The sequence below is a fragment of the Streptomyces sp. NPDC051217 genome (genome assembly GCF_044455465.1).
Taxonomy (GTDB): domain Bacteria; phylum Actinomycetota; class Actinomycetes; order Streptomycetales; family Streptomycetaceae; genus Streptomyces.
On the sequence record NZ_JBITEV010000029.1, the window covers coordinates 1 to 26,998 of the forward strand.

A 26,998-nucleotide genomic window follows, 5' to 3' on the forward strand; every position below is an offset into this window, starting at 1 on the left:
ACGAACACGACCGTCATCCCTCACCCGACGGGCTGATACCGCTCACCTGCAACGAGATCCAACGACTGTTCATCACGCTCGTCATCCAACGCGTCCTTGACCCTGTCCACCAGCTTGGCTGGTCCGTCCGGCGACGCCGCCACCAGGCCCGATCCCAGACCAGCCACTACCGGCGACAAGCCGCTCAAGCATGAAGATCACGATCTACGGCTGGAGTACTAAGGGCTGTCCCGTAAACGATCCCCGTCTCAGGATGGTTGGGGGTAGTCAGGGTGGTCTGCGTAGGGTGAGGCAAGGTCGAGCAGGTCGTCGCACGGCCAGGTCTCGCCGTCGTACTGCCAGTCATCGCGGTTGTCCCACGGTAGTTCGGGGTCACCCGTGGCTGGACTGAGCACATGGCGGGCGAGCACGCGTTGCTTGGCTTCGACCTCCCGCAGGACGCGAGCCGGGTCGTGCAGCGCCACGTGCAGGGCGATCGTGGGATGGAAGCCGGGGAGTTCTCCTTGGCAGAAGTCGACCGTGTGCCCGTGAGCGGTCCACTCCCCGCAGCCGTCACCGTCGCAGCGTCGGGCCAGGTCGGCCTCCTCGTCCAGCCTTGCGTGGAGGAACGTCACCAGGTCTTGGCCCATGAGGTCATCCTGGACGATGCGCCCGGCCCGGTCGCCTGATTTCCATGGTGTGGGCAGGCTCCGGCCAGCAGGCCGACAGCTGAATGATCAAGCCGTGGCCGGTGTGATCACGGCATCGGAACCGTCCTGGACAGCCCCGTTCACCGGGCTGAGCCCCCGCGCCTTCGGCAAGCTGGTGACCCCGTCGCGATAGAGCGCCCTGAGAGGGCGTTTCGTCCCGCTGTTTCAGCCTGGATAATCTGATCGCCGACCGGGAAGTCTTGCGACTGACACCGGTCGGCTCCCCTCGGCGCCACGGCGGTAACTCTTTTTGGTCAATTGGGTAGTTGACGAGTGATCCGCCATGCATCCTGGACTAGCTTGGCCGCATGGAGCGGCAGATACCATTCATGGCACAAGGCGTCCTGGAGGACGTTCTGGTCTGGCGGCTCAAGCGTGAGAACTGGGATGTGGTCGGGAGAAATCTGGCGGCCGTGGAGCTCGCGATCAAGGCCGGGAATCTTCCCGCGCTGCGACTGGCCGTGGCGAACATCGAGATGGCGGGCCCGCACCGCATCGTCGGCTTGGAGGACTGTTCGATGCTGCCGCTGCCGCAGGAGTACCGCGAGCGGGTCAACGAACTGATCCACTCCTTGGGTGCGATGTCGTCCGAGAGTCCGCGGACCACTGCCGGTCAGGCTCCCGGCACCACCCCGGTGAGCCCCGCCCCGAACCCCGACGCCTAGGCGCGCGCGGGATGCTCCAGGCCGAAGCACTGGGCGTGCACGTCTTCGTTGCCACCGGCGGCAAGCACCGGCACGACGCCCTCGCCTTTCTCAGGGATCTCTGGGACAGGTGCGGCGAGACCCTCCAGATGACAGAACCGATACCAGGGGTCGGCGTGGGCACGGACCCCGCGGTCGGGTGGCAGGCCCTTCTGGAGGACACCGCCCGCGGCACCGGTGGTACCCCGGCCGCGCGCGGACTGATCGCCGCCAGAACAAGATCAGGTCCGGGGGTCTGGCAGGCCGCTCTCCGCCGAGAGCACGATGCCTTGTGTCTCTCGGTCATGCTGGCCCCGGATCCCGCCGAGGGCCTGGGCTGGGCGGAGTTGGACACGCGGTGGACCGGGGTCGTACGAACGGTGGTGGCCGCCGGCCGGCCGGGCGAGGGCGTACTCGGAACAGCCCGGCTCTATCTGGCACGGCTCGCCGACCCCGCCCCCAGTGCCGCCCCGGACGTGCCGTCCCCGGAACCGGCCGGACCGTTGACAGCGGTCATACGGACACGGACACCGGCCGCTCCCTCGGCGGCGGACGCCTGGCCGTTCCGCGGGGTCGTGGTCCCGCAGGGCTTCGCCGTGTGGGAAGCCTCGGCCGCCGCGGACACACGCGAGGAGCGACGTCTCGCAGTGATCGCCACACACGACCGCGACCCCGAACTGACCGCCTGGGCCTGGACCACCCGGACCCGAGAATTGCCGCCGCTCGGCAGATATCTCCAGCACTCGGCCAGACTCCGCCATCAACTGCGCGTCTGGACCGCGGCCGAGGGCATCGGCCTGCTGCGCGCCCGGACGGACGTGATCATCAGCGAGTTGCTGGCGCGGTCTGCCGCCGCGCGCCACGGTCCGCACCGCCCTTCCGAACTTCTCAGCGCCGCACACGCGTTGACCGATCTCCAGGCACGTGAACGCGGTCTGGTCGACCGGTTGACGCGGATCGGCGAGATGGCCCGCACCGTCGAGATCGCCGCGGCCAATATGAGCGCCCTCAGTGGTGATCCCGCTCTCGGCGGACCGTTCGCCGACGACCGGGCACTGTCGGACTGGTTCGCGCAGCGCCTGGACGACGAAGCGACCTATCTGGAGGCCGCGCTGCGCCGTTGCGAGCGAGCCGGCACCTTCGCCGACCAGTTGGTCCAGCGCGATCTGCAACGTCGCCAGGAGACGTTCAACCTCGGTCTCACCGGCGCCGTCGGCGCGATCCTGATGAGCCTCGCCGCCGTTCAGTCCCTCCAGTACACCGTCCCGCTCCCCGGCGTGATGAAGCCCGCCGTCGTGACCGCTCTCGGCTCCCTGGCCCTGCTGGCCTCCCTCGTGGTGCTGCGTGTCGTGATGCCGGACCGGCGGTGGCCGCTGGTGCTGGTCCGGATGGGTGCGGGAGCGCTCGGTGGCGCCCTCGCCTGGGTGGTGGTCTCCGCCGTGGGCGGGGACGGCGTGACAGCGCCGTGGACAGCCGCGTACTCCGGACTCGGGGCGGTCGTCGGAGTGGCGGCAGCGACGAAACCCCGTCCCCCCGACCGCGGGTGAGCGTGCTGAAGGTGGGCCGCGCGCCCATGAGAGGACGGCGAGACATCATGAGTCACAGCAGCCCGTGGCACGGTAGGGACGAGAACCGCCGGGTCGAGATCATTCGCCAAGCACCCGGCCCCTCGGAACCGAACCTCTCGGCACCTGGCCCCGCCCGGACAGCGGACCTCTTCAGGAAGGGCATCGCCGCCCACTTCACCTTCCTGACCCGGCGCGAACTTCCCAGCCTGGGACGAGCCATCGACTTGTTCCTTCTGGCCATTGACTCGGCCAAACAATCGGGGAAGACCAATGACCCCTATTGGGTCAAGTGCTTGAACAGCTTGGGAGTTGCCTTCTTCGACCGCTACCGGCTCAACGGCGCAGCCTACGATCTCAACGACGCGCTCCGTCACCTCGTCGCGGCATACGAGAAGGCCGAGCCGGGCACCGTCCAGCGTGCACGAGTCCTGTTCAACCTGTCGTCGGCCCTCACCGCCCATCTGTCCGTGGCCAGTCGTCGGTTGCCGCGGGATCTGCGCGAGCGCCTGCCCTCCAGCCGGGCGCTGCGCGAGGAGATGAGTGACGAGCCGGGAATTCCCGTGATCGAACGGCTGAGAGCCGCGTGCGAGAGCGGGTACTCGGCGGTGGCCGAATCAGGCCCGGCGGCGGGTTACCCGTATCTCGCGCAGGCCGTGGGCCTGCTGCCTCGAGCGGTGTGGGGCGCACGTGAGCAGGTACTCGATTTCCTGGGCGGACACCGCGGGCTGGCGTCCGACGCGGCAGCGCTCGCGATCGCCGCGGATCGCCCCGAACACGCCGTACAACTCCTGGAGCACGGCCGGGCCGTCATGTGGGAGCAGCAACTGAGCACCCGCACCAGACAACAGGAGATGAGAGAGTCCGCGTCACAGGAGGCGAACCGGCTCCGGCGCCAGCTGGACCGTGTATACGCCGGACTGTCGGAACTGGCTCCCCTGGCCGACCGGGATCACGCGAACGTCCAGGAAGCCGACCGGGGTGGTGACTCCGGGGACGACCTGCGGATGGACACGAACCGCTGGGGCCGTCCCTGGCCGCGCGAGGGCCTGGGAACGGAACTGGGCGACTGGTCCATCGCCCAGTTGGAGAGCGAGTGGGTCCGCCTTTCCACCAGGGCTCAGGCAATTCTTCCCGCCACCCCCTTCACGGCTCTGGGGTACGCGGACCTGCGACGCGCCGCCGAGGGCGGCTACGTCGTCTACGTCAATGTCAGCCTCTGGGGCTGCGACGCCCTGATCGTCACCGTCGACCAGGAGCAACCCTCGCGCATTCCTCTCCCACGCCTCCGGGCCGCCGACGCCGAAGAGCGTGCGAAGCGGTATCTGGTTGCCATGACCGGCAACCAGGACGACCAGCAGGAGATCATCCGGGACACCCTGGACTGGCTGTGGCACGCCGTGGTCGCTCCCGTCATGAGCGAGGTCGCCTCGTCCCCGAACGCGGGACCCACACGCACCTGGTGGGTCCCCACCGGCCCACTGACGACGCTGCCGCTGCACGCGGCGGCCCCACGCGACGCGTCGGACGGCAGCTCGGCACTGGACCTGACCGTCTCGTCCTACACATCCACAATGAGCGCCTTGATCCGGGCCCGAAGAGCACACGAGGACCTCCCCTCCCCCGACCGGCGAAACAGGCGCAGCCATCTGCTGGTTGCGCCCGACACCACGTACCTTCCTGGTGCCGGACGGTTCCACGCCCTCCTCTGTGAGCTGATCCCGTGGTGGTATCGCACCACACTGTCCGATGCCGAGGCCACCCACGCCAGGGTGAGTGAAGCCCTTCTCAAGAACCCCTGGACTCAATTCGACTGCCACGCGGTGCAGGATCTGGGCGAGCCCCTCAAGAGTCACCTCGTACTGCACGACCAGCCCCTCACCGTCTCCGATCTGGCCGATCTGCCCTTCTCTCAGGCCGAGTTCGCCCTGCTCGCCGCCTGCACCACGGCCGTAGGCGGCGACCTGGTGCGTGACGAGTGGATCAGCCTGGCCGCCGCCCTGATGTACTCCGGGTTCCAGTCCGTCATCGGCACACTCTGGCCCGTGCCCGACGGCCCCACGGCGCGGATCGCCGAGAGCGTCTACGAACATCTGATGCGCAAGCGCAGAGGAGGGCCAGTGTGGCAGTTCTTCCGCCGCCCAACTCTCGACCACGCCAGGAGCGCGGAAGCCCTCCGCCTGGCCGTCCTCAAGGAACGTAGGAACCGTCCGGACCATCCCAGCGCCTGGGCCTCCTTCGTGCACTACGGCGTCTGAAAGAGCGTTTCATTCCGTTAAGGCGTTCGCTCCCAATGCTGGCCTCATATCAGCACACGTTGAGATCCGCTCGCGACGAGAGGATGCGTGCGGATCCAGTCGCCGCACCGGAACACTCGAGGCCGCTTCACAGGCATTTTTGGACTGGTCAATACTCTGGCGCGGGAGGGGAGGCTCTCGGACGAACAGGAGTCCTTCCGCCGCAGCACCAATCGCTGGTACGACGCTGCGTACACCGACCCCTCGACCATTGATCCCGCTATCTACGACGATGAGATCAACCCTGGCGCCGCAGCGTGATTCAAGCCGTCAGCCGCATCTCCTGGATCGGGTCCCCGGCTATCTGGAGATTCTGGCCGCTCACGGCGTCGATTGCCGGGTGCTGCGTTCAGCAGATCCAGGGCGGGTCATCTACGAGGACGACACACAGGTCGTGGTCGTACCATACAAGTTGGATTCCACGGCCCTCGCGCACCAGAACACCAACAATGACGTGCACGCAATACCCCTGGTTACGCGTCAGGCGTCCCGCCAGTTGTGCGTGGATCGCAGGTCGGTCGCCGACTCATGAGGTCAATCATCACAACGCGGATCATCGTCTCGGAGCGGTGCGGGTGGGTTTCGTAGTCTCGGGCAAGGCGCCGGAGGTGCATGACCCAGCCGAAGTCCGCTCGACGACCCAGCGCCTCGGAATGACCTTGAAGCCTTCTGGCCGGGGGCGCGCCGGGTGGTCTCGACATCGATCCCGAGGCGGGCACCATCTCGATAGCCTTGGTGCGGTAGCCGGTGTCTGCCCCGGGCTTTGGTGATGCGGGGATGGGTGGCGGCAACCTTCGAAAGCAGGCGGATACCGCTGACATTGTCCGAGACGCTGGCCGCGGTGACCCAGACGGCCAGAAGCAGTCCGAGGGTGTCGATGCCTACGTGGCGCTTGCGGCCGGCCACCTTCTTGCCTGCGTCGATGCCCTGGCCGTCCGCGAGACGTCGGCGGAAGTCTTGACGCTCTGGGCATCAATGACGCACGCACTTGGTTCGGTGCCCCGTCCCTCGGCCTCTCTCACGAGCCGGCGAAGGAGACTGTTGAGCTGCTCGAGGATGCCGTCTTCTTACCAAGCGGCGAAGTGTCCGTAGACGGTCTCCCACTGAGCGAAGTCGTTAGGAAGTACCGCCAGGGGACCCCCGTGCGGTGGTCGGCGTAGAGGACCGCCGGCGCAGATCATGCTCCGGTGGCCGCCGATACCCGGGGCCCTTCCCTCTCCGCTCGGCCCTCCAGGCCGACAATGGGTTCCAGGAGTTCCTATCGGGCATCGGACAGGTCGCTTGGATATGGTCGCTGTCGGCGAGGCATGTTTCTTAGGTACTGCCAACCGCCGGCCCGCTACAGGGCGCAAACGGGGCACGCGGGGGCGCCTTGGGATCGGACAGGAGCGAAGGGACCGAAACGGACCCTCCCGAGTCGTCATCCGCTCCCCAATCGCCAACTAGAACTCACCAGTCTCAGCCGTTCACGTCCCATCGCCAGCCTTACAGCGACCAAGCACCTTTACCGGGACGAAACACTCTTTGATGGTGGTGAGTTCATCTTCAGCGGTCCCGCCACCTGCGGTGACGAGCAGGCCGCCACCGTCACCGACATGCGGCTCTACGGGAAGGCGGCCGCCCAGGCATGGGACCGTCTCCACTCTAGTGACCCGAGTCGGAGATTCTTCGGTAGTTCTCGCCAGCGAGCTGGTGGGGCTCGGCTGCCACTGACCTGGGTCGCAGTCCACAGGACCCGACTCGACGAGACGCCTCGAACTACCAGGGAATCTTTGATTCAGGTCACTAGGCTGACCCGCCGGTTCTCATGGCTCGACCACGACGGCCCGCTGCCGATCACCGAGGGCACCATCATCCGGCTGGCCGTCGAGCACCTGCTGTCCGGCGGGGTGAACAAGCCGCTCTGCCTGTGGTGGTCACGGACCGGCGCCATCCCGGCCGTCGACCGCCGCTGGCAGTTCTTCCTCCGCCGGTTCGAGCCACTGAAGACAAGACGTCATCAGCCACACCCGGCCCTCCCGCGCCGCGACAACACCTTGTGGAGACGTCATGACCAGCAAGTATGCACACCCCGCCGAAGGCGCTGACCAGCCATGGTCAGGGCTGCGCACGGCACGTCGGGCCCCTTGGTCTGACTCGTGGTCGCCTCGACCATGGCGGCGTTCCTCTTGAGTCATCCGTGCGTCCCAGCCTCCCGGCCATCTGCCCGGGCACGGCATGGTCCTGCTCCTGGCGCTCGTTGACGACCGGGTCGTGTGGTGCGGCGGTCACGGCCTGGCGCTTGCAGTCGTCGCAGAGCTGCGGGTGGCTGTCCAGCGGGGTGCCCCAGTCCTCCGCCCGGGCTGTTTCCCACCGTTCGTCGGCGAACTTCGCCCCCGCAGCCGGCGCAGACGGGCGGGCGGGCCCTCGCGCTCAGCTGCCTTCTGCTCGGCTGCCCGCCGCAGCTGTGCCTTGTACTCCCGCTGACGGACCCAGGCCTCCTCCTGCGCGCGGACGTCGGCGGCGTCACGGCGGGGGCTGCCGATCGTCTCCACCGGAGACCGCGGGTGGTCGCGGCCGAAGCGGAGGAACACCGGGCCGGTCGGGCCGTGTTCGCGGAGGTTGCGCAGCCCGGTCGCGATGATCGGGATCTTCCCGTCGTAGTGATGGTGGCCGCTGTGCTGCCGCTCCCCCTGCCAGAGGTGGCGGGTGAGCTCTTGCAGGCGCGGGACCGTGCGGTTGGGGTTGCGGTCGCCGATGCGACTGAACACCAGTAGCACGGGTGGGTGCGGCACATCTCCTGGCCGTCCTGCGGGGGCCGTCCAGCGGCTGCGCCACATCGGCCGTCCTTGCCGTCAGTGTCTTTCATCTTCCGCCGGAGGACCCGGGCCTACCCCTCCAGGTTGTCGGCGAGCTCCTTGGGGGTCTCGTCGCAGTTGTCGACCTCGATGAACAGCAGCGGCACCCTGTCCTGCGAGGCGGTGAGGACGATGTCGGCCTGGGCGACGCCCTTGCCGGGTGTGTTCCAGGTGCCCGTGGCGGGCAGCGGGACGGTCCAGTACGAGGCGATGGAGCCGATCCCGCCGGGTGCGTCAACGGCTTCCCGGACCTCGAGCGGATCCTCAGCGAGCCGGGCCATGTTCGGCTTCGGCGCAGCATTGCTATGACGGTCTCGTTGACGGCCATGGGGTGAGAGGTGATGAAAGGCCCTGGTCATGCTGCAGCCGTTATCCATGGGGCAAAGCACCTTTGGGCAGTTCAGACCACTGATCGCGAATGCAGGCACATGAGGCAAGTGGTGCAGGAAGTGTTTCGGTCGAACACTTCCTGCGCGGTCCTTCGGGGCGCGGCAGCGCGTCCCCGAAGGGGTTCGGTCGAACCGCTTCCCTCGAACGCGTCAAGGGCGTCGCAGATTGTTGAAGGCAAGTGTGCCGGGGCACCGGTGACGCCCCTTCACCGCGTCCGGACGGCTACTGCCCGGGACCAAGCGCGCGCGGTGAGCGCCGTGGCGGTCGCGACGCTCGCCAGCAGGTCGTAGTCGAGGGTGTCCGGGGTGTCCGTGGGCTGGTGGTAATGGCGATTGCGGAAGTTTGCCGTACTGGTGAGCATGAGGGCCGGGACACCCCGGTTCCAGAACGACGCGTGGTCGCTGCGTCCGAGATGGAGCAGGGCCGGTACGGCCAGACCGATGACGGCTCCGAGCGTGCCGTCCGGCCGGGGATCGCGCAGCAGGACTGTCCGCAGCGAAGGTGAGGCCTCGGCGGCGGCGCGGGAGAACTCCTCGGCCGCCTCAAGGGAGGATTCCCGGTGCACCACCAGGGTGAAATCGCCGCGGTGATCCGCCGCCCGGACGGCTGCGGCGGCGGTCGGAAAGGCGCGCCCGGCGCCCGGGGGCAGCCGCTGGCTGCCGGCCTCGGACGAGAAGTTGCCGACCGATTCCAGGCAGATCATGCCACGGACTCGATGAGCTCGGGCCAGTCGCCGGGCCGCCTCGCGGGAACCGATCAGACCGACCTCCTCCATGTCGAAGATCATCAGTGTCACGCCGGGCGGCTCGGGAAGGGAGCCGAGGATCCGGGCGACTTCGAGAACCACCGCCACCCCGGAGGCGTTGTCGTCGGCTCCGGGACTCCCCACCACCGTGTCCAGATGCGCACCGACGAGGATCGTGCGCCCCGCCGGCGAGCTGGCTACCCGCGCGGGAAGCTCGGCCCTGAGGTTGACACCTGCCAGCCGGCGATGGAAACGCACTTTGAGCGGCCGTGCCTGATGCCCATGGTCGTCCGAAGAACCCAGCCGCCCGCGCACCTCGAAAGGCTCCCGGTGAACCTGCCAGCCGGCCACAGTCAGCTCCTCGGCGACGTACGCCTCGGCCCGCTCCATCGCCTTTGGCGCGTGCCGTCGGCTGCGCGGCTCCGACGCCAGCACGGCCACGTCGCGGCGGATACGGGCCGGATCGGATGGCGCGTGCCCTGCGTCCGGTGCTGCCATGGGACTCCCTACCTGGTCCGGTGTCCACGCGGATGGCCCTCACAGGCGACAGTATTCGCCGGCCTGGTGAGCAAGTGAGCAAGTGAGCAACGGTGATTCGTGTCCCGCCTGTCTCGCGCGCGGGCAGTGGATGTACCCGCGCACGGCGAACGTCGGCATCATCCGGCTCCTCACCTCGGGCACGCTGGACCTCTCGCGCGAACGGGTCCGGTCCTTCCCCCTCGATGCTGTCAACGACACTGTCGCGTACGCCGCCGCGCACGGCGGCCCGTTCGACCGCACCGTCCTCACCCCGTTCGCTGGCTGAAGCGCGCACCGGCATGCGAAGCGCTACGGGCCTGCTTCCGCTTCAACGCCGTCTCCTTGCCGGAGTGCCGGTGGTTCAGGTGCGGCGCGCCGACCCGCAGAATCTGATCAGCCGTCGCCACCTTCAACGCACCGAGCACGCACAGCACATCGCCACGGAAACTGTTCGTCGACCCCGCCGGGTTCGTCTTCCGCTTCCCCGCCATCAGCCCTGCTTGCGCCGATTCCCAGCCTGAGCGGGGGGTTTTCCATACCTTGGGGTGTGGGACGCCAAAGGGGGTTCCCCAGTGCCCTCCGAAGTGGGGCCCCAAGGAGCCTGCCCCGGCTTGCCCGTCACGCGCCGGCCTTCGGGCCCGAAGGTCGCCTGCACCCGGCCCTTGGGTGAGTGGTCATCATCGTCTCGTCTCCTTCACTGCCCCAGCCCGGGGCGGTCGTTTCGAAGGAGCAGCGTGCAGAAGCACCCTCTTGACCGCGGTCTAACGACGACCGGTAGCGAGGCTGGTCAAGGGAAAACACGGCGCGCGCCGCCGGGCGGCGCACCCGGACAAGGGGCAGGCGGCCCGGTCCGCCATCCGAGTCGGCAGCCGAACAGGCCCCGCCCGCACCATTGCGCAGCCGCTCGTGCGGGTCGTTCGCTTCTCACCGTCGTCACCGGTGGTCCCGTTCAGGCCCAGGCGCCGGTTCCTCTCCGAGCGGCGCATCACCTTGCCTGCGGAAAGCGTCATGCTCGCCACGACACGGACCCAGCGGGGCCCGCCACGCTCCGCCCACACCACACACACGCACCCGCCGACAGTAAGAGCCAAGACGCCGAGCAGTACCAGAGCGATCACGTTTCCCACCTCTGCGTTCATTCGTTCGGTCCTACTGATCGACTCAGGCCGGGAAGGGCGCTCCCGCGAGATTGAACGCCTCCGGGATCGTCAGCAGGTGGACCTCCCGACAGGCCGCGCGAAACGCATGACCAACGACCCGGCCCGCCACCTCCACACCCCTTCCAAATCGAATGCATGTCCTACGATGGGCGGATGGCTAAGCCGTCGCGCGGACAGGACGCACACCGCGACACCCCCGCCCGCGCTCTGCCGCAGGTGCGGGTGCTGCTTCCGGACGGCCGTGTCACCGGGCGGCTCGTCCGCCGCTGGCAGACCGGTGACGGCACCCGGGTGACGCCTTGGGCGACCAAGCGCCGGAACGCGAACATGTAGCGGCAGGCGAAGTCGTCGTTCGGATCGTCCACGCGGCCACCGGACCACTCCCCGATGTCGGCCACGGGCCCGGCGCGCCAGGCGGATGCCTGTGTGAGCGCAGCTTGCGGTTTTTTGTGCTTCTGTGTCAGCGACTCCATGAATCCGTCGTTCGCCGTGGTGGCCGTGTCGCCCCGCATCCCGTACATGCCGTCGGGGACAAGTCGCGGCATGGGGTGACCGAAGGTTCGTGTGTGAGTCACTGCGGCACGCCACTCGTCGGGCTGAACCGGCCCGTCCCGGTCCATGTACGTACCGTGCGGACGCCGTCGTACCGTGCAGTGGGCGTCACTTGCTGCTGGGTGATGAAGCGCCAGCTGTAGGCGGCTCTGTCCGGGGGCTTCTTCGTGACGCCCCGAGGAAGACCGCTGCGCCCACCTTCGCCCCCCGGCTTCACCGCCGACCTTCATCGCCTCACACCCCAACAACGCCCGCCGCTTCCATAAGACCGTCACGCGGGCCTTCGTCCCCGACCTCCGCACCGGCCAGTTCCGCCCCGGCCTGCGCATCAAGCGCGTCCGGTGCGTGCCCGGCGTCTACGAACTCACCCGGGACGGGAACGGCCGGGCCGCCCTGGTCGTACGGGCAGGAGCGCATACGCGGTGCGCAGCACATCGTCTGGCGACGGATCGGCATCACACCCTCCTCACCGCCCCTGAGCGGGGCAGGAGCGACGAAGCGGCAGGGGCGGCCCCATTGTTCGGAGCCGCCCGGCCGGGGGGCGGTAGCTGTTGCGCCCGTGCCTGGGGTCTGACGGATACGAACTGCGCAAGTGGAAGTAGTTATCGGTGTAGCGGATGTGGGTCGTCTCCTGTTCCGTGATCGTTCAACTCGCCGCCCCTGGCTTGAATGCATGGCACACCTAATGTCCTTGGAGGTTGTTCAAGGAAGGGAGACCCATGGATACCCTCCTCGCGATTCGGGCGCGCGGGATCACCAAGTCGTTCGGCGATTTCGTCGCACTCGACGGCGTCGACCTGGATGTGACGCAGGGGCAGATCCACGGCTTGGTCGGACCGAACGGCGCGGGCAAGACGACCTTGCTCGGCCTGCTTCTGGGTCTGGCCGTCGCCGGCAGCGGCCGCCTTGAGATCCTGGGTACGCCGGTCGGGCGGGCGCTCGCCGCTCCCGAGGGTGTTGCCGGCTTCGTGGACGGGCCGGGCCTCTACCCCTCGCTCACCGCCCGGCAGAACCTCGCCGCGCTGGCCGCACTGCGTGGCCGGGAGGCGCGAGTGGCAGGGATCGACGAGGTGCTTGACCGGGTCGGGCTCACCGATGTCGCCGACGACCGTGCCCGCGGTTTCTCCCTGGGGATGCGTCAGCGGCTCGGCCTCGCTGCCGCTCTCCTGACCAAGCCCCGGCTTCTCGTGCTCGACGAGCCGTACAACGGACTCGATCCCGCCGGCAAGAAGCACGTCCACGGGGTTCTCGCGCGGCTCGCGGCGGAGGGAACCAGCGTGGTGCTCTCAAGTCACCGTATGGACGACCTCGAGGCCCTGTGCTCCGAGGCAACCATCCTCTCCACCGGACGGGTCGTCTTCTCCGGTCCGCTGGGCAAGCTGGCGGCCGAGAACCGCGAACTCGAGTACCGGGTGCTCACTTCGGATCCGCAGGCCGCCCGCCCGCTGGCCGCCGGCACAGCCGGGATCCAGGTGGTCGACGACACCACGGCACAGCGTGATGCCCAAACGCTCGTCGTACGTGGGCCGGTGCCCGCCCTGGATGCCCTGGTGGTGCGGCTCGTGCAGGCGGGGATCGCGTTGCGCGAGCTGGCGCCCGTGGTGTCGCCGCTGGAGGCCGCGTTCCTTGCCCTCACCGAGCAGCAGAGCGAGCAGCAGGAGGAGGCAGTCCTATGAACGCGACCATCGCTGAGAACATCGCTGTCCCCACTCCGAGGGTGTCGGTGGTGCGCGGTTATCGCTTCGAGCTGGTCAAGCTCATGTCGCAATGGCGGATCCGCCTGGTGATCCTCGCCTGCTGGATCGCGCCGGCGCTCTTCGTCGCCGCGGTGAGTCAACAGGGATCGCTCCCCGTCGACACTCTCTTCGGTCGGTGGATGCACGCCACGGGGTGGGCCGGACCGTTGGTGGTGCTCGGTTTCGCGGGCACCTGGGCTCTTCCGCTGCTTACCTCGCTGGTGGCCGGCGACGTGTTCGCCTCGGAGGATCGGCTCGGGACGTGGCGCCACCTGCTCGTTGCCGTCCGGTCGCCGCGACGGATCTTCGCCTCGAAGGCACTGGCCAGCCTCACCGTCATCCTGCTGCTCGTGGCGGGGCTGGTCTGTTCCAGCGCGATCGGCGGAATCGTGGCGGTCGGCAACCACCCGCTGGTCGGCCTCGACGGCCACCTGCTGACGGCGGGCGACGCCGCCGGCAAGGTCTTCCTCGCCTGGGCCTGCGCACTCGCCCCCACCCTGGCCCTCGCCGCAATCGGACTGCTCGGGTCCGTCACGCTGGGACGGTCGCCGATGGGGCTGCTGCTGCCGGCCCTCGTCGCGCTCGCGATGCAGCTCGCCCAGATGCTGCCACTGCCCGTCGCCGTTCGTCTCGCTCTGCCCGGGTACGCCTTCATCTCCTGGAATGGCCTGTTCACCAGTACGGCGCAGCTCGGCCCGCTCCTGATCGGCATCGTGGTCAGCCTCGTGTGGGCCGTGGTCGCGAGCGTGCTGGCGTATCTGCTTTTCCTGCGGCGGGACTTCACCAACCTCTCCGATGACGGCTCGCCGCGCCGCGCTCTCATCGTCGGCGTCCTGCCACTCGCCGGACTCCTCGCCGTGACGGTCGGGGTCGTCGCCGGGGCGACCGGGACCACGGACTCGGGAATCGAACAGGCAAAGGTGCAGCGCTCGGTAGCCACGGCGTTCGCCCACCTCTATCGCCAGCAGACCGAGCAGCTCAATCGCCCCGCCGTCACCGAAACGCAGCTGAGGACCAGCGCGGCGTGCACCAAGGGCAACGTCGCGGACGGTGCACAGGGAGCGGGCAACGACTGGCGCTGCGTCATCTCCTGGCACCTCCCCGACGTCACGGCCACAGGCACGGCCATCTACCAACTGGACGTCACTCCAGACGGGCGGTACGTCGCCGATGGCGACGGGCCGAAGGAAGTGAACGGCTACTTCCTGGTGCGCACCCCGATCGGGGACGCACCGAACCCGCTTTGGCAGTTCGACGGCAATGTCGAACTGCTGGGCACCACGAAGGGACAACTCCATGCAGGTAACACGCCGTAGGCACGTCGAGAAGGCCCATGCCGGGCTTCTCGGCAGACGCATCGGCCGGGTACCCCTGGTGGCGGCCGGCATCACCGCCGTCGCCGTCGCCGCCGCGGGCACCTCTTTCGCCCAGACGGACCAGTTCGGCACCCAGCAGGTCGGCCAGACGACCGCAAAGGGCCAGGTCATCTCCAGCGACCAGTACCTCGCCCCGTACGGCAATCGCCTGGTCATCAACGACGGCAAGATCATGTCGTCCTCGGTCAGCCCGGACGGCACCCACCTCGCGGCCTCGGTCACCGACGGCGGTGGAGCGCTGTCGATCGTGGACCTGAAGAGCTGGAAGACGCAGCAACTCGTCGGCAGCGCCGCGTCGTCGGTTCCGCGCATCAGCGGCAAGGACGTGGGCCAGGAAGGCCCCACGTACTCTCCCGACGGCGAGCGGCTGTGGCTGGGCCGGACCGACGGCTACACCAAGTTCACCGTCAACCCGGACGGCAGCGTCGCCAACCCGGTCACCATCTCAATCCCGGCGGACGGGCCCAAGCACGCACTGGTCGGTGCGGCAGTGTTCTCAGCCGACGGCGCCACGGTGTACTCCGCGGTCAACGGCCAGAACCGGGTCGTGGCCATCAACGCGGCGACCGGCGCCATCCAGCGGAGCTGGGACGTAGGCAACGCCCCGCGCGGCATGGTCCAGGTCGGCGACAAGCTCTACGTCAGCAACGAGGGCGGACGGACCGCGAGGCCCGGAGAGACCACGATCAACTCCTACAACACTCAGGTTCCGGCCGACCCCGCGACCGGTGCCACCACCACGGGCACGGTCAGCGTCATCAACGTCAAGAAACCGGCTACCACCGTCAAGAACATCGACGTCGGTCTGCATCCGACCGCGATGTACGTGAAGAAGGGCGCGGTGTTCGTCACCAACACCGCCAGCAATGACGTGTCGATCATCAAAGCCACCAACGACAAGGTCGTGCAGACCATCTCCACCCAACCGTGGCCGGAGGCGTCGGTCGGCTACGAACCCGACGCGGTGACGCTCACCGACGACGGCCACCTGCTGGTGACGCTCGGCCGCGCCAACGCGGTCGCCGTCTACCGGTACACGAGCCCGCAGGACCCGGTCAGCTACGTCGGCCTGCTCCCGACGGACTACTTCCCCGCGGAGATCGCCACCGTCGGCGACCAGGTGGTGGTCTCCAACACCCGCGGTATCGACGCGCGCCGCCCCACCACCAGTACCGGGCACGGTACCCACGACACGACATCCAGCCTGACACGGTTCACACTGCCCAGCGACAAGACCATCAAGTCCGAGACGGACAAGGTCTTCCAGCAGAACGGCTGGACCGCCGGCTCGGTCAAGCTGGCCAAGGGCAAGAGCAAGGCGAAGCCGGTGCCGGTGCCGGTGAAGCTGGGCGACCCCTCGACGATCAAGCACGTTTTCATGATCGTCAAGGAGAACCGGACATACGACCAGATCCTCGGCGACCTTCCGCAGGGCAACGGCGACCAGTCCCTGACACAGTTCGGCGAGAACGTGACACCGAACCAGCACGCACTCGCCGAACAGTTCGGCCTGTACGACAACACCTACGACATCGGCACGAACTCTGCCGAGGGCCACAACTGGCTGATGCAGGCCGACAACCCCGAGTACACCGAGTCCTCGGCCGGCGAGTACCTGCGCAGTTACGACACCGAGGACGACGCCCTCGGCCACCAGAAGACCGGCTTCCTGTGGACCGGCGCACAGGCAGCCGACAAGACCGTGCGCGACTTCGGAGAGTTCCACCAGTTCCTGACAAAGCCGACCGGATCGACCTGGCAGAACCTGTACTGCGACTCCAAGAACATGAACGCGACGGGGCAGCAGTCCGCGTACTCCCTGGTCTCTTCCTCGCCGATCCCGTCACTCAACAGTGTCTCGGTGCCCGCCTTCCCGAAGTTCGACACCAGCGTCCCGGACGTCTACCGGGCGGAGATCTGGAAGCAGGACTTCGAGAAGAACGGCCCGGCAAACCTGAACATGTTCTGGCTCTCCAGCGACCACACCGGTGGTCCCGCGAGCCCGTCCGCCCAGGTGGCCGACAACGACCTCGCGGTCGGCAAGATGGTCGACGAGATCTCACACAGCAAGTACTGGAAGAACTCGGCGATCTTCGTCGTCGAGGACGACTCCCAGGCCGGCCTCGACCACGTCGACGGCCACCGAGCCCCGGTCCAGATCATCAGCCCCTACGCCCAGCACGGCGTCGTCGACAACCACTACTACTCCCAGATCACGATGGTCCGCACCATCGAGCAGATCCTCGGGATCCACCCGATGAACCAGAAGGACAGCGCGGCCACCCCGATGACCGGGGCCTTCACCAAGAAGCCGAACCTCAAGCCGTTCAACGCCCTGGCCAACCGGACCTCCCTGACGGACGGTCTGGCGACGCCGCCCTCCTGCGGCCTGGACGCACCGGCGCCGCAGGACCCCAAGGCCGCCGCCGTGCCGGCCACACAGGTCCCGGCCCCCATGAAGCCGCTCGCCGCGCAGTGGAACACCTGGAAGTCGCACCAGCGGCTGACCGGCCCCAACGCCGTGGCCGACTACGCGAACCCCGCGCAAATGAACCACCTCACCTGGTACCAGACGCACAACTGGAAGAAGCCCTACCCCGGCGAGAAGAAGATTTTCACCCCCAAGGACGTGCCCGGCGCCTACATACCGCCGGCCGATTCCGACAGCTGACCCAGGCACATCAGGTATACGGGGCCTCTGGCCGGCATCACCGCCGGCCAGGGGCCCCTTTAATGCCTTGACGATGACCAACTGAACGCCGTCCGGTTGCCCCGTCGAGCATGAGCCTCCTCGGACTGCCCAAGCATCTCGCGGGCGCCGAACTCGGCTGGTTCTGCCTGACGTCGGATCCGAGGATCGAAAGCGGCTTCTCACGTGCCGAATGTCTGCTCGCCGAGAACGTCGAGGAATTCGAAGTTCTCCGCGGTGGGCGATCCCGGCTGCGGCCGGAAGATCACCATCCGATGGCTGGTGGTGGAGCTGAGCACGACATCGCACTGCACATCGAGGGGCCCCGCATGCGGATGGATCAGCTGCTTGCGGGTGGAGCGGAGCGGCTCCACGGACATCTCCCGCCAGTACCGTCCGAACTCCTCGCTCGCTCGCAGCAGGTCGGCGATGAGACCGTCGGCCACCGGGTCCTCGCCTCTGCGTGCGGCAGCGGCGCGGAGGTCCGCCGCGTAGTCCCGCCCGATCCCGGCGTACTCCCCGGTCACGTTGAGGGCCCGGGAGGAGGGATCGGTGAACCAGCGCCAGGTCACGTTGCCGGCCCGGTCGTCGCCCAGTGTCCAGGAACCGAACAGCGCCTTGCTCAGCCGGTTCTGCGCCAGCATCGTGGACAGGTCGTCGAAGATGTGCGCGGGCACGGTGGTCAGGGCGTCCAGCAGGTACATCATCGCGGGATCGACGTACTGACCCGTCCCACCCGTCAGCGGCGGCGCGTAGTCGGCCAGCCGGTAGAGGTGGTCGCGCTCATCGACTGACAGCCGCAACGCCCTGGCCAGGCTCGACAGCATGGCCGGTGAGGGGTGTGCGTTGCGGGACTGCTCCAGACGCTCGTAGTAGTCGACGGAGATGTCCGCCAGCAGCGCGACCTCGGATCTCCGCAGTCCGGGGGTGCGGCGCCGGCCGCCGGCGACGAGGCCGACGTCGGCCGGCCGGAGCGCCTCGCGCCGTGCCCGCAGGAAGCTTCCCAGGTCGTTGTGGTGCATCTGGTTGTTCACTCCTGGATTGCCCGCATTGCCTGTGTGACGTACCGCTCGCCCGCCACCTCGTCGGCCGGTATCGCCTCACTGAGCGCGTTCAGCGTATCGGCGTCCACGGTGAGCGTCGCGGCGGCGGCGTTCTCCTCAAGGTAGGCGCGCCGCTTGGTGCCGGGAATCGCGGTGACACCCTGGGCGAGCACCCATGCCAGGGCCAGCTGCCCGGGCGTGACGCCGGCCTTCTCGGCGAGCACCCGCACACGGTCGGCGAGGGCGAGGTTGTGGGCGAAGTTCTCCTCGCTGAAACGGGGCGCGGTACGCCGCCAGTCGTCCGCCTGCAAGTCATCCAGCGAGCGGAGCTGACCGGTCAGAAGCCCGCGGCCCAGCGGTGAGTAGGCGACGAAGCCGATACCCAGCTCGCGTACCGTGTCGAGCACGCCGTTGGTCTCCACGGTTCGCGTGAACAGGGAGTACTCGGTCTGCACGGCTGAGAGGGGTGCCGCGGCGTGGGCTGCGCGGATGGTCTCGGCGGATGCCTCGCTGATGCCCAGGTAGAGGACCTTGCCCTCGGCGACGAGCTCGCCGAGGGCGCCGAAGGTCTCGGACACCGGCACATCCGGGTCCACGCGGTGCTGGTAGTACAGATCGATACGGTCCGTGCCGAGCCGCCTCAGTGAGCCCTCCACCGCGCTTCGCACGTAGTCGGGGTGGCCGCTCGGGCCGCCGAGGATTTTGCCGGCGGCGTCGAGCCTCATGCCGCCGAACTTGGTCGCGATGACGATCCGGTCCCGGTGAGGCGCGAGTGCGCGTCCGACCAGCTCTTCGCCGGTGAACGGGCCGTAGATGTCGGCGGTGTCGAAGAGGGTGACCCCGAGCTCGACCGCCCGGTGGATGGTGTCCACCGATCCGGCGTCGTCCCGGGCGCCGTACAACGCGGTCATCCCCATCGTCCCCAGTCCCTCGACCGACGTCGTCAGTCCCTGGCCACCCACCGCGTGTGTCCTGATGCTCATGTCTTCCTCCTGCTGCTTTTACCGGTCACCCGTCCGGTGGCCGCTCGGACCACCATGCGCCGAGGTCAGAAGGTTTCCAGCGTCCGGCTCAGACCCGCTTTCCCAGGACGACGCTGCGTGCCTGTCGCGGGTCGCACAGAGACCGGCACATCACGCTGACGCGTCGCTCGGACCCGGCGGTCGCCGTCGCCGCCGAGCCCAGGCTTGCGGGGGGCCGGCCAGCCGCAGTAACCCCCGGGGGCTGTCACCACCAGGGGCGGTCCATCTTGATCAGCTGTGTGGGGACGGCTGGTGCACTTTCGCCATCGCCCCGACCGGGTCGCGACGGCGTTTCCCTGGAGGTGGAACCGGCGGCGGGGCGGTTGTGCATCTGCCGGCCACCGCCATCGAGGAGGGCCGGGGCCTGTCCTCGATGACGGCATCATGGCCGGCAGCGCCTACCGTCTGCTGCCGGCCTGACGGCCCGGCCTCACCTCAGGTGCCGGGCGAAGAACCGAGCCCCGTCCTCCATCTCGGACCGTGGGACGCCGGTGTGCCCGCCGAGATTGGCGTGCAGGGACTTCTCCTTGGAGCCGAAGGCGTCGAACAGGTCCAGGGCCGCCTGCCGGTCGTTCCCTTCGTCGTCCCACTGCAACAGGACCCGTAGCGGAATGGTGACCCGGCGGGCCGTCTCGAAGATGGCGGCGGGCACGAAACTCCCGGCGAAGAAGCCGGCAACCGCGATGCGCGGCTCGACCACCGCGAGGCGGATGCCGATGGAGATCACTCCCCCCTCGAACCCGACCGGGCCGCCGATCTCCGGCAGCGAAAGGAGCGCGTCCAGGGCGGCCTGCCATTCCGGGACCGCCTTTTCGACCAGCGGGAGGATGAGGGCGTCGACGATCTCGTCGCCGACCGGCTCGCCGGCCTCCATCGCCCGGCGCAGATCGGCGCGGGCCTGCTCGGCGGCGGCCCAACGGGGCCGGTCACCGCTCCCGGGGAGCTCGATCGTGGCTGCGGCGAAGCCGTGCTCCGCCGCGTAGTGCCGGGCCCGGCCCGCCAGCCGGGGGTACATCTTGTGCAGCCCGAGGGGAGGGTGGCCGATCAGGATCAGCGGCGCCGGCGCGGATGCGGGCGTCCACAGGATGCCGGGGATCTCGCCGAGGGTGAATTCGCGCTCGAAGACGCCGTCGTCAAGGCGCTGTTCGGAAGTGAATCGCATGGTCGTGCCTTTCGGGAGTGCTCATATACGGCGCTCCCGGACGACCTGTCGCCCGACCGTGACCCCGGAGGGGAGCACCCATGTCGATACTGCGTTCACGGGTACCACCTCCTCGTTCTCTCGCACGGCCTCCGGAAGATTAGCGGCGCTCGCCTTGGTCCGCCAACGGGTTTTCGCGGAGGCTCCGTGGCCGGATGCCACGGTGCGTGGCCGTTTCGCCTGCTCGCCGAAGCTGAGGAGCTGCGCGCCGCGTCACGTGCTCCGCTCGGCGCGGTCCTCGGCGGCCCGGCGGCGTCGGGCGGCGGTCGTGAGCTGCGCTGCCGCGTCGTTCAGCAGGGTGTCCAGGACGACCGGGTAGACGCTGTGTGTCATGCGGCCGACCAGCAGTCGTGCGGTGGCGGCGATGTGGGGGTGGGTGGCGGCGGGAAGCCGGGCGTACGTGGAGCTCCACATCTCCTCGTCCGTCTCGCGGGCCTCGTCGGTGAGGGCCAGCGATCCCGCGTCCAAGGCGGCGAAGGCCAGACTTGAGTCGATGAAGGCGTGGTAGACGCGGACTGCCGTGGCGTCGGGGAAGCCCGCGCCGCGCAGGACGCCGAGGATCGCTTCGTCCACCGCGATCTCCCGGGGTCTGCCGGTGACCCGGCTGGCGGTCAGTACGGCGGCCTGCGGATGTGCGAGGTAGGAGGAGTGGATGGCGAGCCCGAGGGCGCGCAGGTCGACCTGCCAGTGCTCCGTGGCCGTCCAGTTGTCCAGCGCCCGTCCCATGAGTTCCTCGCCGATGGCCCGGGTCAGGTCGTCCATTCCCGCGAAGTACCGGTAGAGGGTGGTCGGGTCGGCGCCGAGGGCGGCGCCCAGCCGGCGGGCGGTCAGCCCGGTGCTGCCGTGCTCCCTCAGCACCCGCAGCGCGGTGTGCACGATCAGTGTCTCGGACAGTACGGAGCCTCGCCGGGTCGGACGACGCCTGCGTCGCGCCTCCTCAGGCACCACCTGTTTCGGCATCGCGTTCCTCCTCTGTTCTCTTTCAGCCGCCCACCAGGCGACCTTATGCCAACGCTGTTGACCCTAACCGGTGCCATCCCGTTGCATCGGGCACCGGCGGGCGCCGGCCTGCCGGGACGAAAGGTGTGCGACATGCGTGTACTGCTCGTGGGCGCCGGCGGCGTCGGAACCGCCATCACCCGGATCGGGGCCCGCCGGGATTTCCTGACCCACGTGACCGTGGCCGACTACGACCTCTCCCGGGCGGAGGCGGCCGTCGCCGCGCTGGGCAAGCGCGGGGACCGCTTCACCGCGCGGCGCCTGGACGCCTCCGACGAGGAAGCCGTACGCCAGGTACTCGTCGAGGACAGGTGCGATGTGCTGCTCAACGCCACCGATCCGCGTTTCGTCATGCCGCTGTTCCAGGCCGCTCTCGCGGCGGGCACGCACTACCTGGACATGGCGATGTCCCTGTCTTCGCCGCACACCACTCACCCTTATGAGCGCTGCGGTGTGAAGCTCGGCGACGGGCAGTTCGAGCTGGCCGGCGAGTGGGAACGGTCGGGCCGCCTGGCTCTGGTCGGCATGGGTGTGGAGCCGGGCCTGTCCGATGTCTTCGCGCGGTACGCGGCCGACGAACTCTTCGACGAGATCGAGGAGATCGGCATCCGGGACGGCGCCGACCTGACTGTGGACGGCTACGACTTCGCCCCCTCCTTCAGCATCTGGACCACCATCGAGGAATGCCTCAATCCGCCGGTGGTCTACGAGAAGGAGCGCGGCTGGTTCACCACCGCGCCCTTCAGCGAGCCGGAGGTCTTCGACTTTCCCGAGGGAATCGGCCCGGTGGAGTGCGTCAATGTGGAACACGAGGAGGTGCTGCTGATCCCCCGCTGGGTCGACGCGCGGCGGGTGACGTTCAAGTACGGCCTCGGCGACGACTTCATCGCCAAGCTCAAGGTCCTCCACGAGCTGGGTCTGGACTCCACCGCCGAGGTCACGGTCCCCGGGCGGAGCGGGCCGGTCCAGGTCTCGCCCCGTGATGTGGTCGCGGCCTGCCTGCCCGACCCGGCCACGCTCGGCGACCGCATGTCCGGCAAGACCTGCGCGGGGACCTGGGTCAGGGGCGTCAAGGACGGTGCCGCGCGTGAGGTGTACCTCTACCACGTGGTCGACAACCAGTGGTCGATGCGCGAGTACGGCTCCCAGGCCGTGGTCTGGCAGACCGCCATCAATCCGGTCGTCGCCCTCGAACTGATCGCCGGTGGCGTCTGGACCGGCAGCGGGGTCCTCGGCCCCGAGGCCCTGCCGCCCCGCCCGTTCCTCGACCTCCTCACCGCGTACGGCTCCCCGTGGGGCCTGCGTGAGGAGAACTGACGGCGCTCCGGGTCCGGCACCGTCGTGAGCCACGATCCCGTAGCGGACGCTGCCCCAGGCCGGGCCGGCTGCGCGCCTGCTTCCCCACCGGGTACGGAGTACGGGCCGCACTGGATGGCCCGAGAACTCAAGGGGGACGACAACCGAGGCTGGTGTCCGATCCCGTCCTCGCGAGGCCCCGCGGCGGGCACACACCGGCGGTGACGGAGACCGTACTCGCGTTCCTCGATGGCGCCCGCCGCCCCCTGAGCCGTCGCGTCGTGCCGGGCCTTCCCGGGTGAGGGAATGGTCGCTCGGGGACACGGGCGGCTGTGGCGGGTCTCCGCCACCCGTTAACCGCTGCGGCTGCCACGCATCGTGCGGTAGCTGTACACCAACAGGGCGACAAGGAGCAGACTCGACAGAATCAACCCAGCACCGGTAGGCCAGCCGCCCAAGGGCAGTTCAGGCATCAGGCCCCAGAACAGGCCGGCCGCCAGAAGAGCTGCCGCGGTGAGGGCGGCTCCGGTGATCCGAACCGGGGAGGCGACGCTTTCCTGGGCCGCGCGCATGGCGCGCTCCCGTACCGGGTCGACGTAGCGAGCCAGGGCGGGGAACTGATCAGAAAGGACCAGTAGCCCAGCGAGCACGAGCAGCAGGCCCGGACCGGGCAGGACGAGCAGTGCGATACCAACGAGTAGCAGCGCCACTCCTGCTACGAGCGCGAGCCCTCGACGTAGAGCGGTTTGTCTGTGCACCTCACTCACCTCTCTGGTCTCCCCGGACGGGACAGGGACGGGCGTCCTGCCTTGTGCGGTCATGGAGGGGGAAATCGCGGTCCGCTCCGCCCTTCGGGGTATCGGCCCCGCGCCGGGTCGAGATGAAGCAGGAGGCGGGGAACCCTCCGGGCGGGACTCGTGAAGTAGCGGGGCGAATCTTGGGTGTGTACGGCTGACGCAGGCCATGACAGTGGGTTCTGGGCTTCTGCCGGAGTCGTTCGTAAGGTGTCTGGCCAGTGAGTGTGTGCCGTGGGGGCGATCGTAATATGCGGGTCCTTGTGCGGCACGTGGCCGATGCCCTTGCCGAGCAGATGTCTCTGACCGCAGGTCTGTCCGAGGTATCCGCCACCGCCATTCGGGGGTCATGCCGCCCCGGTCTGCCGTGACCCGCGGCGGGTGGCACGTATGGGAGACGGCCCCATGGGCACCCGTTCCTCCGTGTGAGAAGGAGTGGCTGCGGGGGTACCCCTAGCAGTCCCACCGAACAGGACGAAAAGGAGGCACATCGTGCCCGCAGGATCCAGTCCCAAGCGAGAACGGCAGTACGAACACATCAAGGAAGGTGCGGAGAAGCGCGGTACGTCGGAAGGACGCGCGAAGGAAATCGCCTCGCGCACAGTCAACAAGGAACGCGCCCGGTCGGGTGAGGCCAGGTCCGCAAGCAAGACGTCCACACGAGACCCCAAGTCCGCCTCCCAGCGCGGGGGCGAGCGTTCCCACAGCGGGCCCCAGGGCCCGACGAGGGACCAGCTCTACGCGGAGGCGAAGAAAAAGAACGTCGAAGGCCGCTCGTCCATGAACAAGGAGCAACTACGCGAGGCAGTGGGCCGCTGAGCTCGTCGGTCAACCAGTCCGATGGATCAGCCGTGCGGTAAGGGCATGATTGACGCCGGTATCGAGCCCCCGCCCGAGCAATCCGTAGGCCGTGTGCCCAGAGAACTGAGCGTCTGGGCCGCCGCCAGCGCGTCGCGTGCCGCAAGCTGTCCCCCGTCACAGCAGCGGATGCGGTGAGACCCTGAAGATCGGCGGGTGGATCGGTCAGCCGGGACGGCCGGTGCGACGCCGACGTCGGGTCGCGCTCTTCAGCGTGAGATCGTGCTGACGCCCTGGCGAAGGCCCGCCCTGACTGAACGCGGTTCCCGGTGGTGGTGGTCAGCCATGCGAGGTATTTTCGGAAGCCGGACACGCTGAGGCGGGCATCACGACCGGGCGGTCCGCCAGCCTTCAACCCGGCCGCGAATGTAACCGGTCCGGCATTCGTTTCCGGCGAAGCTGCCCTGGGGCCGAACCCGGTGTCGGGGCCGGACGCCGGACGGCACACCTCTCCGGCTCCGCCACCTCGTTGCCGCGACCGGAGCATGGGAGGCACTGATGACGGGCAGCCAGCCGAACCAACCACAGGAACTGGCCGACCAGACCGTTGTGGTGATAGGCGCAAGCTCGGGAATCGGACTCGAAACCGCTCGTCAAGTCCGCGCGCTCGGCGGCCAGGTCGTCATGGTAGGGCGAGACCCGCGGCGACTTGAGCGAGCGGCGGAGGAAGTCCAACCGCTGAGCACCATGTCCTTCGACGCGACCGACACCGACCGCCTCCAGCAATTCTTCAGTGAACTCCCCAACACCGTCGACCACGTCATATCGACAGCCGGCGGTCCGTCCTACGCGCCTCTGGCCGACATGGACCTGGCGCAGACCAGTCGGCACTTCGGCGAACGCCTCTCCATGACGCTCGGGATAGCCAAGTACAGCCAAGGCAGAGTCCGGGACGCGGGAACACTGTTGTTCATCGGTGGCACCGGCGCCAGGCGCCCCGGCAAGGGCAGGGCCGTCACCTCGGCGCTGACAGCGGCGCTCCCGGCCCTCACCGCGAACCTGGCACTCGAACTGGCGCCGATCCGGGTGAACCTCATCGCCGCCGGATTCGTCGACACACCCTTGTCGGCCTCGCTCCTGGGCGAACAGCTCGAAGCGCGGCGCGAAGAACTCCGCGCCTCGCTCCCCATCCGACGGGTCGTCGGGCCAGGGGACATCGCCGCTCTTGCCGTACACATCATGCGCAACGAAGCCATGACGGGCGCGACGTACGACATCGACGGCGGCCAGCAACTGCTGTCCCCCTGACTCAGACTGGACCGCGGAGTGCTTGCGACACCCGCTGTCGCGCGCCTCAGGCGGGCTGCCGCACAACAGGCGCGCGGCGTCGGAGCGCGCGGTGATCCCGGTCGCGGACGTAGACCCGTCGAAGACCTTCCGCTCCGACGCACCTCGTGGCCGCTCCGCGCGACCCGCGAGGGCGAAGTGGGCAACGGCGCGGCGGCGCCCGAGGAATTGGACCAGGCCGGGACCTGTCCGGCGGATCATGCCTCGGACGCGGTGGCCCGCCGCGTCCATCTGTGGCGTTGTCGTTTGGTGAGGGAGGAAGAATAAACGGCATGACCATGGTGAAAGACATTGATGTCCGCGGTATGCGGCACTGCGAGACAACGGCGCTGGGCGTGCTGCTGCGGCATGAGGGACTGGACTTGTCCGAACCCCTGCTGTTCGGACTTGGCTCCGGGCTGTCCTTCATCTACTGGGACAGCAAAGCCATGGGCTTCCCCTTCCTGGGAGGCCGGGTCAAGCCTTTCGGGCTCACCAGGAACCTGGCCGCCGCGCTCGGGCTCGAGTTGCTGGTCCGGGAGACCACCTCCCCGCGCAAGGCATGGCAGAACGTGGCGGCACCCATCGACGCCGGTCGGCCGGTCGGCCTTCAGCTCGACAGCTACCACCTGGACTACTTCAGCACCAGGGTGCACTTCGGCGGGCACGTCGTGGCCATGTACGGCTACGACGAACAGGACGCCTGCCTGGTGGACACCGACCCGCAGGGCGGAGCCGTCTCGACCAGCCTCGCCGACCTGGCCAGGGCCAGGGCCGAGCGCGGCCCGATGAGCGCCAAGCACCGCTCCTTCACCATCACGGCGCCCAGCGGCCCGACGTCACCGCAGGACCGGATCATCCCGGCGATCAGGACCTGCGCCGACGCCTTCCTGAACCCGCCCATCGCGAATCTGGGCCACCGGGGCATCGAGAAGACCGCCAGGCAAGTGCCGAAGTGGCTTCAGCGCAGCGACAATCCGCGGGAGGACCTGCCACGGGCCGCTGTGCTCATGGAGAGGGCCGGCACCGGCGGCGCCCTGTTCCGCAATCTCTACCGGGACTTCCTCGCCGAGTGTGCCCAGCTGATCGACAGCAGCCGCCTGCGCACCGGCCACAGCCTGTATACCGAGGCCGCCGCCCTCTGGACACAGGTGGCCGAACTCGTCGCGACAGCAGGCGAATCCGGCGACGAGCGGAACCTCATGCAGGCCGGCTCCATCCTCCACGAGCTCTCGCGCATCGAACGCGACGCGATGCACGCGCTCAGCATGCTCTAGGCCG

Annotated in this window: 23 protein-coding genes and 4 pseudogenes; 16 read left to right on the forward strand and 11 right to left on the reverse strand. The window is 68.4% G+C overall.

The window, feature by feature from the left end:
• Positions 1-194 (forward strand): annotated as a pseudogene (locus tag ACIBBB_RS35730) (IS701 family transposase); the annotation flags it as partial.
• Positions 195-248: 54 nt separating this feature from the next.
• Here the strand turns inward: ACIBBB_RS35730 and ACIBBB_RS35735 are convergent.
• Complete coding sequence (locus ACIBBB_RS35735; protein WP_398989566.1) at positions 249-629, reverse strand: DUF6221 family protein; 381 nt, start codon at positions 627-629, stop codon at positions 249-251.
• 94 nt (positions 630-723) lie between these two features.
• On the opposite strand from ACIBBB_RS35735, the pseudogene ACIBBB_RS35740 reads away from it, so the two are divergent.
• From ACIBBB_RS35740 to ACIBBB_RS35760, 5 genes and pseudogenes are all read left to right on the forward strand, one after another.
• Positions 724-819, forward strand: a pseudogene (locus ACIBBB_RS35740) (IS5/IS1182 family transposase); the annotation flags it as partial.
• A 178-nt stretch (positions 820-997) separates the two neighbouring features.
• Positions 998-1,354: a CATRA system-associated protein gene (locus tag ACIBBB_RS35745; protein WP_398989568.1), complete on the forward strand. Its 357-nt coding sequence runs from the start codon at positions 998-1,000 to the stop codon at positions 1,352-1,354.
• 11 nt (positions 1,355-1,365) lie between these two features.
• On the forward strand, positions 1,366-2,919 hold the full coding sequence (locus ACIBBB_RS35750; protein WP_398989570.1) for a CATRA conflict system CASPASE/TPR repeat-associated protein: 1,554 nt from the start codon (positions 1,366-1,368) through the stop codon (positions 2,917-2,919).
• Positions 2,920-3,233: 314 nt separating this feature from the next.
• A complete protein-coding gene (locus ACIBBB_RS35755; protein WP_398989572.1) occupies positions 3,234-5,195 on the forward strand; it encodes a CHAT domain-containing protein in 1,962 nt (653 codons plus the stop codon).
• Positions 5,196-5,282: 87 nt separating this feature from the next.
• On the forward strand, positions 5,283-5,495 hold the full coding sequence (locus ACIBBB_RS35760) for a hypothetical protein (protein WP_398989574.1): 213 nt from the start codon (positions 5,283-5,285) through the stop codon (positions 5,493-5,495).
• 212 nt (positions 5,496-5,707) lie between these two features.
• Here ACIBBB_RS35760 and ACIBBB_RS35765 read toward each other — a convergent pair.
• Positions 5,708-6,486 (reverse strand): annotated as a pseudogene (locus ACIBBB_RS35765) (IS5 family transposase).
• 520 nt (positions 6,487-7,006) lie between these two features.
• Here ACIBBB_RS35765 and ACIBBB_RS35770 point away from each other — a divergent pair.
• Positions 7,007-7,321: a hypothetical protein gene (locus tag ACIBBB_RS35770; RefSeq protein ID WP_398989634.1), complete on the forward strand. Its 315-nt coding sequence runs from the start codon at positions 7,007-7,009 to the stop codon at positions 7,319-7,321.
• A 180-nt stretch (positions 7,322-7,501) separates the two neighbouring features.
• On the opposite strand, the gene ACIBBB_RS35775 is transcribed toward ACIBBB_RS35770, so the two are convergent.
• The 3 genes from ACIBBB_RS35775 to ACIBBB_RS35785 all read right to left on the reverse strand — a co-directional run bounded on the left by ACIBBB_RS35775 (position 7,502) and on the right by ACIBBB_RS35785 (position 9,704).
• Positions 7,502-7,984, reverse strand: coding sequence for a hypothetical protein (locus ACIBBB_RS35775; RefSeq protein ID WP_398989576.1), 483 nt, complete (start codon positions 7,982-7,984; stop codon positions 7,502-7,504).
• Positions 7,985-8,103: 119 nt separating this feature from the next.
• Complete coding sequence (locus ACIBBB_RS35780; protein WP_398989578.1) at positions 8,104-8,352, reverse strand: hypothetical protein; 249 nt, start codon at positions 8,350-8,352, stop codon at positions 8,104-8,106.
• Between the two features lie 314 nt (positions 8,353-8,666).
• A complete protein-coding gene (locus ACIBBB_RS35785) occupies positions 8,667-9,704 on the reverse strand; it encodes a M28 family peptidase (RefSeq protein ID WP_398989580.1) in 1,038 nt (345 codons plus the stop codon).
• Between the two features lie 118 nt (positions 9,705-9,822).
• Here ACIBBB_RS35785 and ACIBBB_RS35790 point away from each other — a divergent pair.
• Both ACIBBB_RS35790 and ACIBBB_RS35795 read left to right on the forward strand, forming a co-directional pair.
• A pseudogene (locus ACIBBB_RS35790) lies at positions 9,823-10,011 on the forward strand (alcohol dehydrogenase); the annotation flags it as partial.
• Positions 10,012-11,038: 1,027 nt separating this feature from the next.
• A complete protein-coding gene (locus ACIBBB_RS35795; protein ID WP_398989582.1) occupies positions 11,039-11,218 on the forward strand; it encodes a hypothetical protein in 180 nt (59 codons plus the stop codon).
• Between the two features lie 453 nt (positions 11,219-11,671).
• On the opposite strand, the gene ACIBBB_RS35800 is transcribed toward ACIBBB_RS35795, so the two are convergent.
• Positions 11,672-11,893 carry a hypothetical protein gene (locus ACIBBB_RS35800; RefSeq protein WP_398989584.1) on the reverse strand — a complete coding sequence of 74 codons (222 nt, stop codon included), beginning with the start codon at positions 11,891-11,893 and terminating at the stop codon, positions 11,672-11,674.
• 263 nt (positions 11,894-12,156) lie between these two features.
• Here ACIBBB_RS35800 and ACIBBB_RS35805 point away from each other — a divergent pair, with 263 nt between their 5' ends.
• Genes ACIBBB_RS35805 through ACIBBB_RS35815 form a run of 3 tightly spaced genes read left to right on the forward strand, consistent with a single transcriptional unit; the run spans position 12,157 to position 17,220 of the window.
• Positions 12,157-13,113, forward strand: a complete 957-nt coding sequence (locus tag ACIBBB_RS35805; RefSeq protein WP_398989586.1) for an ABC transporter ATP-binding protein — start codon at positions 12,157-12,159, stop codon at positions 13,111-13,113.
• Positions 13,110-14,489 carry an ABC transporter permease gene (locus tag ACIBBB_RS35810; protein WP_398989588.1) on the forward strand — a complete coding sequence of 460 codons (1,380 nt, stop codon included), beginning with the start codon at positions 13,110-13,112 and terminating at the stop codon, positions 14,487-14,489. Before ACIBBB_RS35805 ends, ACIBBB_RS35810 begins: the two co-directional genes overlap by 4 nt.
• Complete coding sequence (locus ACIBBB_RS35815) at positions 14,470-17,220, forward strand: bifunctional YncE family protein/alkaline phosphatase family protein (RefSeq protein ID WP_398989590.1); 2,751 nt, start codon at positions 14,470-14,472, stop codon at positions 17,218-17,220. Before ACIBBB_RS35810 ends, ACIBBB_RS35815 begins: the two co-directional genes overlap by 20 nt.
• A 200-nt stretch (positions 17,221-17,420) precedes the next feature.
• Here ACIBBB_RS35815 and ACIBBB_RS35820 read toward each other — a convergent pair whose 3' ends face one another.
• From ACIBBB_RS35820 to ACIBBB_RS35835, 4 genes are all read right to left on the reverse strand, one after another.
• Positions 17,421-18,260 (reverse strand): helix-turn-helix transcriptional regulator, encoded by an 840-nt coding sequence (locus tag ACIBBB_RS35820; RefSeq protein WP_398989592.1) that lies wholly within the window; start codon positions 18,258-18,260, stop codon positions 17,421-17,423.
• 8 nt (positions 18,261-18,268) lie between these two features.
• Positions 18,269-19,264: an aldo/keto reductase gene (locus ACIBBB_RS35825; RefSeq protein ID WP_398989594.1), complete on the reverse strand. Its 996-nt coding sequence runs from the start codon at positions 19,262-19,264 to the stop codon at positions 18,269-18,271.
• A gap of 469 nt (positions 19,265-19,733) precedes the next feature.
• Complete coding sequence (locus ACIBBB_RS35830; protein WP_398989596.1) at positions 19,734-20,465, reverse strand: alpha/beta hydrolase; 732 nt, start codon at positions 20,463-20,465, stop codon at positions 19,734-19,736.
• 252 nt (positions 20,466-20,717) lie between these two features.
• Positions 20,718-21,464 (reverse strand): TetR/AcrR family transcriptional regulator, encoded by a 747-nt coding sequence (locus tag ACIBBB_RS35835; RefSeq protein WP_398989598.1) that lies wholly within the window; start codon positions 21,462-21,464, stop codon positions 20,718-20,720.
• Positions 21,465-21,596: 132 nt separating this feature from the next.
• Here ACIBBB_RS35835 and ACIBBB_RS35840 point away from each other — a divergent pair, with 132 nt between their 5' ends.
• Positions 21,597-22,820 (forward strand): saccharopine dehydrogenase family protein, encoded by a 1,224-nt coding sequence (locus ACIBBB_RS35840; RefSeq protein ID WP_398989600.1) that lies wholly within the window; start codon positions 21,597-21,599, stop codon positions 22,818-22,820.
• Between the two features lie 332 nt (positions 22,821-23,152).
• Here ACIBBB_RS35840 and ACIBBB_RS35845 read toward each other — a convergent pair whose 3' ends face one another.
• The gene (locus ACIBBB_RS35845) at positions 23,153-23,620 is read right to left on the reverse strand and encodes a PGPGW domain-containing protein (protein ID WP_398989602.1); all 468 of its coding nucleotides are present in this window, start codon (positions 23,618-23,620) and stop codon (positions 23,153-23,155) included.
• A gap of 465 nt (positions 23,621-24,085) precedes the next feature.
• Between ACIBBB_RS35845 and ACIBBB_RS35850 the strand changes: the two genes are divergently transcribed.
• From ACIBBB_RS35850 to ACIBBB_RS35860, 3 genes are all read left to right on the forward strand, one after another.
• Entirely contained in the window at positions 24,086-24,412 is a 327-nt protein-coding gene (locus ACIBBB_RS35850; protein WP_398989604.1) for a plasmid stabilization protein, read from the forward strand.
• 537 nt (positions 24,413-24,949) lie between these two features.
• The gene (locus tag ACIBBB_RS35855) at positions 24,950-25,699 is read left to right on the forward strand and encodes an SDR family oxidoreductase (protein WP_398989606.1); all 750 of its coding nucleotides are present in this window, start codon (positions 24,950-24,952) and stop codon (positions 25,697-25,699) included.
• A 311-nt stretch (positions 25,700-26,010) separates the two neighbouring features.
• The gene (locus ACIBBB_RS35860) at positions 26,011-26,994 is read left to right on the forward strand and encodes a BtrH N-terminal domain-containing protein (RefSeq protein ID WP_398989608.1); all 984 of its coding nucleotides are present in this window, start codon (positions 26,011-26,013) and stop codon (positions 26,992-26,994) included.
• Positions 26,995-26,998 lie beyond the last annotated feature (4 nt).